This window comes from Sporosarcina thermotolerans (assembly GCF_030067815.1).
Classification (GTDB): domain Bacteria; phylum Bacillota; class Bacilli; order Bacillales_A; family Planococcaceae; genus Sporosarcina; species Sporosarcina thermotolerans.
Window position 1 is genome coordinate 465379 of sequence record NZ_CP125968.1, and the last position, 9622, is coordinate 475000.

5 protein-coding genes, 2 rRNA genes, 2 pseudogenes and 1 other annotated feature (1 of these 10 cut by a window edge) are annotated in these 9622 nt (G+C 44.2%); of the genes and pseudogenes, 2 read left to right on the top strand and 7 right to left on the bottom strand.

What is annotated here, in order from left to right:
• Positions 1-124 precede the first annotated feature (124 nt).
• Positions 125-625, top strand: a complete 501-nt coding sequence (gene tadA, locus QNH10_RS02660; RefSeq protein ID WP_283733410.1) for a tRNA adenosine(34) deaminase TadA — start codon at positions 125-127, stop codon at positions 623-625.
• 19 nt (positions 626-644) lie between these two features.
• On the opposite strand, the pseudogene serS reads toward tadA, so the two are convergent.
• Both serS and QNH10_RS02670 read right to left on the bottom strand, forming a co-directional pair.
• Positions 645-1918, bottom strand: a pseudogene (gene serS / locus QNH10_RS02665) (serine--tRNA ligase).
• A gap of 69 nt (positions 1919-1987) precedes the next feature.
• Positions 1988-2199 (bottom strand) — a binding site (T-box leader).
• Positions 2200-2327: 128 nt separating this feature from the next.
• Complete coding sequence (locus tag QNH10_RS02670) at positions 2328-2543, bottom strand: DUF6199 family natural product biosynthesis protein (protein ID WP_283733411.1); 216 nt, start codon at positions 2541-2543, stop codon at positions 2328-2330.
• 308 nt (positions 2544-2851) lie between these two features.
• Between QNH10_RS02670 and pdxR the strand changes: the two genes are divergently transcribed.
• Positions 2852-4279, top strand: coding sequence for a MocR-like pyridoxine biosynthesis transcription factor PdxR (gene pdxR / locus QNH10_RS02675; protein ID WP_283733412.1), 1428 nt, complete (start codon positions 2852-2854; stop codon positions 4277-4279).
• 17 nt (positions 4280-4296) lie between these two features.
• Here the strand turns inward: pdxR and QNH10_RS02680 are convergent.
• The 5 genes and pseudogenes from QNH10_RS02680 to QNH10_RS02700 all read right to left on the bottom strand — a co-directional run.
• Positions 4297-5627: pseudogene (locus QNH10_RS02680) on the bottom strand (serine hydrolase).
• A 156-nt stretch (positions 5628-5783) separates the two neighbouring features.
• Complete coding sequence (gene guaB, locus QNH10_RS02685) at positions 5784-7250, bottom strand: IMP dehydrogenase (protein WP_283733413.1); 1467 nt, start codon at positions 7248-7250, stop codon at positions 5784-5786.
• Positions 7251-7358: 108 nt separating this feature from the next.
• Positions 7359-7838: a glutathione peroxidase gene (locus tag QNH10_RS02690; protein ID WP_283733414.1), complete on the bottom strand. Its 480-nt coding sequence runs from the start codon at positions 7836-7838 to the stop codon at positions 7359-7361.
• A 216-nt stretch (positions 7839-8054) separates the two neighbouring features.
• Positions 8055-8169, bottom strand: a 5S ribosomal RNA gene (gene rrf, locus QNH10_RS02695).
• Between the two features lie 80 nt (positions 8170-8249).
• Positions 8250-9622, bottom strand: a 23S ribosomal RNA gene (locus tag QNH10_RS02700) (it continues 1554 nt past the right edge of the window).

The following is a 9622-nucleotide window of genomic DNA, read 5'->3' on the forward strand; positions in this document are numbered from 1 at the left end:
CTCCTTTGATTCGTCAATTTCTGCTATTCATTTTACCATATGGATGTGTTGAAACATAGATATTGTCGAAAAATGGCAAGGAATAGTAGAGGATGTTACACTAATGTGCAAGGAGCGATGGAAGATGGATGTACTTGAAATGGACCGCAATTTCATGCAGATAGCAATAGAAGAGGCAAAAAAAGCCGGGGCGATTGGCGAAGTACCAATTGGTGCAGTCATTGTAAAAGATGGAGAAGTCATTGCACGTGCCCATAATCTACGGGAAACTACGCAGAATGCTGTCACACATGCCGAACTTTCAGCCATCCAAGACGCATGCAAAGAAGTTGGTAGTTGGCGACTGGAAGAGACGACGTTATACGTAACACTCGAACCATGTCCGATGTGTGCCGGTGCTATTTTACAATCAAGAATTCCGCGTGTCGTGTATGGAGCACGTGATCCGAAGGGCGGCTGCGTAGACTCGCTTTATCACTTGCTAAATGATTCGCGTTTCAATCATGAATGTGAAGTGGCGGAAGGTGTGATGGCGGATGAATGCGGAGATATGCTATCAAGCTTTTTCAGGTCGTTACGTGAAAAGAAAAAAGAACAAAAAAAGGCGATGCGGGATATGAATTGACTCCCGCATCGCTGTTTTTTTATCGAATGACTTCTTTTCCACCCATATATGGACGCAATACTTCAGGAATGATGACAGATCCATCTTCCTGTTGGAAGTTTTCAAGGATCGCTGCCACTGTACGACCGACTGCAAGGCCGCTTCCGTTCAATGTATGAACGAATTCCGGTTTCGCACCTGATTCGCGGCGGAAACGGATTCCCGCACGTCTTGCTTGGAAATCTTCAAAGTTAGAGCAAGAAGAAATTTCACGGTACGTGTCCTGCGTGGGATCCACACTTCAAGATCATATTTCTTCGCAGCTGTGAACCCGAGGTCGGCTGTGCACATCTTCAAGACACGATATGGCAAGCCAAGCAACTGCAACACTTTCTCTGCATGACCTGTCAGTTTTTCCAACTCATCATATGATTCCTCCGGCTTAACAAAGCGAACGAGTTCCACTTTGTTGAACTGATGCTGGCGAATCAAACCGCGTGTATCACGGCCAGCAGAACCAGCTTCTGAGCGGAAGTTCGTGCTGTATGCAGTGAACGCCGCCGGCAATTGAGCGCCATCGAGGATTTCATCACGATAAAAGTTCGTCACAGGTACTTCAGACGTCGGGATTAGGAAATAATCCTCTTCCTGAACAAGGAACGCATCCTCTTCGAATTTCGGCAACTGTCCAGTACCTGTCAAGCTTGTACGATTCACCAAATAAGGCGGCAGCATCTCTTCATAGCCATGCTCCTCTGAATGCAAATCAAGCATGAAGCTGATCAATGCACGTTCGAGTCTTGCTCCAAGGCCACGATAGAATACGAAACGACTACCTGTCACTTTCGCAGCACGTTCGAAGTCAAGCAATTTCAAATCCGTTCCAATTTCCCAATGCGGTTTCGGTTCAAAAGCGAATTCAGGCTTCTCTCCCCATGTGCGAACTTCAACGTTGTCATCTTCGCTGTCGCCTACTGGAACTGATTCATGCGGGATGTTCGGAACACGCATAATGACATAGTTTAGGTCTTCTTCGACTTGATGAAGTTGCTCGTCAAGTGCTTTAATTTCGTCCCCAACTTCACGCATACGAGCAATTACGTCATCCGCGTTCTCTTTATTACGCTTCATTTCCGCAACTTTTTGAGACACTTCATTACGTTCCGCTTTAAGAACCTCTACCTTTGCAATCAATTCTCTCCGTTTTTCATCGAGACCGACAAATCTATCCAACTCCGACAGATCTTCACCACGTTTCGCAAGCTTTTCTTTCACTTCATTGAAATTCGCACGTAGTAATTTAATGTCTAACATAGCCGATTCCTCCTCTAAATAGTAGTTGACGATGATTTTTGAACACAAAAAAAGCCCTCTATCCCCTATACAAGGGACGAGAACTACCCGCGTTGCCACCCAAATTGACCAGCAAAATGCTGATCCACTCTTTGAAATAACGGTTCAATGTCCGGTTAGGCTTACTTGACGTTCAACCCAACTACTCAGGGACGGATTCACAAGTGTCTTTACCGGCTCGCACCACCCGCCGGCTCTCTTTGAAAAACGTGCTTGCTACTGCTTCCCATCATCGTCTTTTATTTGAAATTAACATCACTTTACTACATAGTACTTATTTTGGCAAGGGTCAAGGGACTATATTAGTCAACATATCCGCAATTGCGATGAAATATACTGTTTCATGTGGAACAAAATCGGTTAACTATCTTCACCGGAATGCATTGATTATATTAATAATAAGATTCAATGTTGACAATATGACAACAACGGCAGAGAGTATTTTTATAATTAAGATTGCCTCACGTGAAAATTCAGGCTCTTGATCATACTGCCAACGAGATCGGAGCATCGTTTCCTCTGGAGCAAAAAACGTCAATACACTAAGAGGAACAAATAAAATGAAAAAAAGGATTGCCTCAGCCATCTGAACCACCTCCAATTTTATTCCAAAAACGCATAAAAGTCAGCACTCACGCATAAACCTTCAGAAAAGCTTATAAATCAATGTAGATACGCATAAATCATTGGAAAACCTCATAAATCCTTCGATACACGCATAACGCCCCGCTCCCGCTTCTTTCGACCTTTCACTTTCCTTTTAATACGTTTGTCGAAGAATAAAGATTCAAAAAAATCCTTTCCCCTCTCCATTTTCTAACGTATACTTGAAAATGACCTTATCAAGATACTTATATTCTACCTAATTAACATGGTCAGTGTGAGGTGTATCTAATGGAAATGCTCTTAATTGAACTAAATAAAGATATTGAAACCCCCTTATACGAGCAAATCTACCAGCAAATCCGTGATGACATTACCGATGGGAAGCTTGCAGTTGGTGAAAAACTTCCATCAAAACGGAAACTTGGTGACTTCCTCGATATCAGTCAAACAACAATTGAATTAGCCTACGGACAACTTGCAGCTGAAGGTTTTATCACATCGAAACCGCGAAAAGGCTATTTCGTGCAGGAAATCGGTGAGTTGGCGTATGTTCAACCTATTGGAGCGATAAATGTTAATTCACAAAAAATGCCGAAAGAATTGGAGATTGACTTCTCCCCCGGAAAAATTGATACGGAGTTTTTTCCTTTCAAACAATGGCGTAAGTATGCAAAGGATGTAATCGACGAATCTTCGAGACATCTATTATTATTGGGGCACCCACATGGTGACCCCGAGCTTCGTCAGGAAATCGCGAAGTATTTGTATCACTCTCGAGGGGTTGATTGTACCGCGGACCAGATCATCGTAGGATCCGGTACCGAACAACTTATGCCACTACTTATTAGGCTCCTTGGACCTGAAGCAAAATATGCCATTGAGGACCCTGGTTATCCGCTCACCCATCACGTGTTTTTCCATAATAACCGTGAGGCAATTCCTATTTCCGTCGATGAAGAAGGAATGGACGTACATGCGCTTACACAATCCTCAGCGACCGTCGCTTATGTCACACCATCCCATCAGTTCCCAACCGGTACAGTGCTCTCTGCAGCACGTAGAACGGCATTATTGAATTGGGCTGCTTCCAGTGAGGGCAATTTCATAATTGAAGATGACTATGACAGCGAATTCCGCTATACCGGAAGACCAATTCCTTCACTACAAGGGATGGATAAAGCCGGTAAAGTCATTTATCTAAGTACATTCTCCAAATCCCTTATGCCGTCTTTGAGAATCGCTTATATGGTGTTGCCTCCCGTACTACTTGAAAAATACGAAAAAGCGTTTATCCATTATTCTTCTACTGTCCCAAGACTTGACCAACATACGCTTGCACACTTCATGGCTGACGGGCATTTTGCGCGGCACTTGAACAGGATGCGGAAAGTGTATAAACGTAAACTGCAACTTCTTGCGGATTCGTTGCAGGCTTATGCACCCCATATTTCCTTCTCGGGTGACGAGGCGGGCATGCATATTCTTATCAATGTTCATACCGATGATGATGAAGTAATGTTGACGAAAATTGCATCGGACAAAGGGATTCGTGTATATGGATTGAATGAATATAGAAAAGTCGAGATGAAACAGCATCCGTCCTTTTTAATTGGATTCGGAGGTCTATCGGATGCTCAAATTCCGGAATCAGTCGAAAGGCTTATGAGCACTTGGAAGATTGATAAAAATAGAAAAAAGGTAATGGACCCCCATTAGGATCCATTACCTTTTAATTATTTAAATAACCCTTTGACAAACCCAGTTGCACCATTCCACAATCCGGCGAAGAAATCACCAATACCGCTCATCATTAACGAGAACCAGCCTGCTTTTTCGACGTCCGTTGTAACAACTACATCCATGCCAAGGTCCTTCGAATCGATAAATCCGTAATCCTCGCCTTCTTTCTTGACGATTTTCACGTGACCGACAACCGTTCCCTTTTTAACCGGAGCCTCAAGCTGTCCGTCTTTCAATAATGATTCATCTAAAACAAGTTGTGGTTCAAATAGATCTTTTTCATTTGATTTGATCATCGCACGAACTGAATCTTTCACTTCGATAGCAACAGTTTTCTCTTTTCCTTTCAGAACGTCCAATGTCTTCTGATCTTCAAACTCATAACCAGCTGGAAGAAGTTCTTCTTCTGAGAATTGGCTAAATCGTAATCGAACAAAGCGCGTGTTGCGTCAAATCTTGCCTTGTAAGAGCCTACTCCGTTTGCATCTACCGCTTTCATAACAACCGCGATGAGACGCTTATCGCCGCGTTTCGCAGTTCCTGTAAAGCAATGACCAGCAAAATCAGTTGTGCCTGTCTTTAGACCATCAACGCCTTCATATTCATAAACAAATCCTGGAAGCATGAAGTTCCAGTTGTCCATCTTGATGGCGTCCGACGTACCTTCACGGAAAATTTTTGTATTAATCTTAGTCGTTTCCAAAACTTCAGGGTAATCGTGCATCAAATGGTACGCAAGACGTGCAACCGATTTAGCAGGCATGACATTTTCATCACTAACGCCCGTCCCTTGAGGATGCATACCTTGTAAATATTCATTGTTTAATCCAGTCGAGTTCACAAATTTATAATCGACCAATCCAAGTTCTTTCGCCTTAGCATTCATCAATTTCAAGAACTCTGTTTCCGTTCCTGCAATTGTTTCAGCAATCGCAATTGTAGCGGCATTCGCCGAGTAAATTGCTAATGCTTCGTAAAGTTCTCGAATTGTATACGTACCGTCCCGACGTAATGGCACGTTACTTAAACGTCTGTCCTGCGAGACTGCATATGTGTAGTCATTTACTTTATATTCTTGATCCCAACTGATTTTCCCCTCATGAATTGCTTCAAATAAGAGATATTCAGTCATCATTTTAGACATACTTGCAATGCCGAGCGGTGTATCTGCATTCTCTTCGTATAAAATCTTTCCAGTGTCCGCGTCAATTAAGATGGCACCATCCACATGAATGCCAAGTGTTGTTTCTGCTTGTACCTGAGTAGTACCGATCGTCGCCATAAGTACAAATGGAATGATCAGTAATGCTACCCATTTTCTCATTTCCCGTTTCACCAAACTACCTCCGTCATTGCAATTTTCCACTTTATATTTTATCACATCATGAACGAGATTAGGGGATCTAATCAAAAAGCACCTTTCCGCTCATATTAAGACGATCGGAAAGGTGCTAAAGTTTCTATTCGTACGCTTCCAAATTTATGAAATGGAATAGTTAGGCGCTTCCTTTGTAATATGAACTTGGTGCGGATGACTTTCGCGAAGACCTGCACCTGTCATACGGATAAACTGAGCTTTCTCACGAAGGTCTTGTAAATCCTTCGTTCCACAATAGCCCATACCTGCTCGGATACCACCAACAAGTTGATGGATTGTATCGGAAAGAGGTCCTTTATAAGGCATACGTCCTTCAATTCCTTCAGGAACAAGCTTTTTCGCATCCTCTTGGAAATAACGGTCTTTCGAACCTTGTTCCATTGCTCCAACTGAACCCATACCACGATAAACCTTAAAGCGTCTACCTTGGTAGATTTCTGTTTCTCCTGGGCTTTCAGTTGTTCCCGCTAGTAGGCTACCAAGCATAACAACATGTCCACCAGCCGCCAAAGCCTTTACGATATCTCCGGAGTATTTAATGCCCCCGTCCGCAATAATCGTTTTTCCTTGTTTTCGAGCTTCGGATGCACATTCGTAAACTGCTGTGATCTGAGGTACACCAACACCAGCTACTACACGAGTTGTACAGATAGATCCTGGACCAATTCCCACCTTAACTACATCTGCGCCCGCTTCATACAATGCAGCGGTTGCTTCAGCAGTTGCAACGTTACCAGCAATGATTCCAAGATCGGGGTATTCTTTTCGAATTTGTGCAACCGTATCAATAACTCCTTTTGAATGACCATGAGCTGTATCAATAACAATTGCATCAACTTCTGCAGCGACGAGCTTATGTACTCGCACCATTGTGTCGGATGTAACGCCAACTGCTGCTCCTACAAGAAGACGACCTTGTTTATCTTTTGCCGCATTTGGGAATTCAATAACTTTCTCGATATCCTTAATTGTGATAAGGCCTTTTAAGATGCCGTTTTCATCCACAATTGGAAGCTTTTCAATTTTATACATCTGCAAAATCTTTTCTGCGTCTCCCAATGTTGTTCCAACTGGTGCGGTAACCAGATTATCTTTTGTCATAACATCATTAATAATCATCGAATAATCTTGGATAAAACGCAGATCACGATTCGTCAAAATACCAACAAGCTTTTGCTCGTCCATATTATTTACGATTGGAACGCCAGAAATACGATATCTACCCATTAAATGCTCTGCATCAAATACCTGATGTTCTGGAGTGAGGAAGAAAGGATTTGTGATAACTCCATTTTCAGAACGCTTCACCGTCACAACCTGCTCTGCCTGTTCTTCAATGCTCATGTTTTTATGAATAACACCGAGACCGCCTTGACGAGCCATTGCAATCGCCATTTTTGACTCTGTCACCGTATCCATTCCCGCGCTGATAATCGGGATATTCAATGTAATCTTCTCTGTCAAATTAACAGAAAGAGACACATCCTTCGGTAAAACTTCAGAAGGCCCAGGTACAAGAAGCACATCGTCAAAGGTCAAGCCTTCGCGCGTAAATTTAGATTCCCACATTTCGTTTCCTCCTCAAAATGATTATCTGCATTTGAATATTATTAAAAGATTATCAGCGCCGATAGTGCGTGTCAAGGATGCGAGAATAAGAAAATGAATTCCTATTATTCACTGAACAATTTTATCAATTGAGGATCTCATTTTCTCCGGTGAGGTCTGAGGAGCAAACCGTTCCACGACATCCCCTTTACGATTGATTAAGAATTTAGTGAAATTCCATTTAACACCTTCCGTCAACAATCCTCTTTTTTGACTTGTTAGGAATGAAAACAAAGGAGAAGCCTGATCCCCTTTTACATCTACTTTTTTAAACATTGGAAATGTCACACCATAGTTCCGTTCACAAAAAGCAAGTGTCTCATCCATCGAGTCAAATTCCTGATTATTAAAGTTATCCGATGGGAAACCAAGGACAATTAGGCCCTGCTCACGATAATCATCGTAAATTTGTTGCAGCTCCTTAAACTGGTCAGTAAAACCGCATTTGCTTGCTGTATTAACTATGACAATAACGGAACCCTCATACTCCTGCATTGATTGCTTTGTACCGTCCGGCTTTTCAACGAATAGATCATAAATAGTAGCCATATTTATCATCGCCTCTCCTTACTGTTATTAATCAACGATAAATTAACTTGCACTCGAATGCAAAAAATGGAATCACGAGGTTTTGCTCGAGTTTTGTGTAGTTATGCTCAAGTTTGGATATGTTTTGCTCATCTTGTGACTTATGTATTACACATGGAGTTTTCGTAAAACAGTAATTAAACACAAAAAAACCATCCCCCACAGGGGATGGTTTTTGCCCGGCGACGTCCTACTCTCACAGGGGAAGCCCCCTACTACCATCGGCGCTGAAGAGCTTAACTTCCGTGTTCGGGATGGGAACGGGTGTGACCTCTTCGCCTTCGTCACCAGACTATGAACGATGCTTGTTCGTTCAAAACCGGATAAAAGAGACATTGTTGCTACTTCAAGTTCAACCATACTTTATAACTTAAGGTTAAGTCCTCGATCGATTAGTATCCGTCAGCTGCACGTGTCGCCACGCTTCCACCCGGACCTATCCACCTCATCATCTTTGAGGATCTTACTTACAAATGTAATGGGAAATCTCATCTTGAGGGGGGCTTCATGCTTAGATGCTTTCAGCATTTATCCCGTCCACACATAGCTACCCAGCGATGCCTTTGGCAAGACAACTGGTACACCAGCGGTGTGTCCATCCCGGTCCTCTCGTACTAAGGACAGCTCCTCTCAAATTTCCTGCGCCCGCGACGGATAGGGACCGAACTGTCTCACGACGTTCTGAACCCAGCTCGCGTACCGCTTTAATGGGCGAACAGCCCAACCCTTGGGACCGACTACAGCCCCAGGATGCGATGAGCCGACATCGAGGTGCCAAACCTCCCCGTCGATGTGGACTCTTGGGGGAGATAAGCCTGTTATCCCGGGGTAGCTTTTATCCGTTGAGCGATGGCCCTTCCATGCGGAACCACCGGATCACTAAGCCCGTCTTTCGACCCTGCTCGACTTGTAGGTCTCGCAGTCAAGCTCCCTTATGCCTTTGCACTCTACGAATGATGTCCAACCATTCTGAGGGAACCTTTGGGCGCCTCCGTTACACTTTAGGAGGCGACCGCCCCAGTCAAACTGCCCACCTGACACTGTCTCCTGCCCGGATCACGGGCAAGGGTTAGAAGTCCAATACAGCCAGGGTAGTATCCCACCATTGCCTCCTCCGAAGCTGGCGCTCCGGATTCCAAGGCTCCTACCTATCCTGTACAGGCTGCACCGGAATTCAATATCAGGCTACAGTAAAGCTCCACGGGGTCTTTCCGTCCTGTCGCGGGTAATGCGCATCTTCACGCATATTATAATTTCACCGAGTCTCTCGTTGAGACAGTGCCCAGATCGTTACGCCTTTCGTGCGGGTCGGAACTTACCCGACAAGGAATTTCGCTACCTTAGGACCGTTATAGTTACGGCCGCCGTTTACTGGGGCTTCAATTCAAAGCTTCGCTTGCGCTGACCTCTCCTCTTAACCTTCCAGCACCGGGCAGGCGTCAGCCCCTATACGTCACCTTACGGTTTTGCAGAGACCTGTGTTTTTGCTAAACAGTCGCCTGGGCCTATTCACTGCGGCTCTCTCGGGCTTTAACACCCTACCAGAGCACCCCTTCTCCCGAAGTTACGGGGTCATTTTGCCGAGTTCCTTAACGAGAGTTCTCTCGATCACCTTAGGATTCTCTCCTCGCCTACCTGTGTCGGTTTGCGGTACGGGCACCTCCCGCCTCGCTAGAGGCTTTTCTTGGCAGTGTGAAATCAGGGACTCCGGGGATAATTCCCTCGCTATCACAGCTCAATGTTAT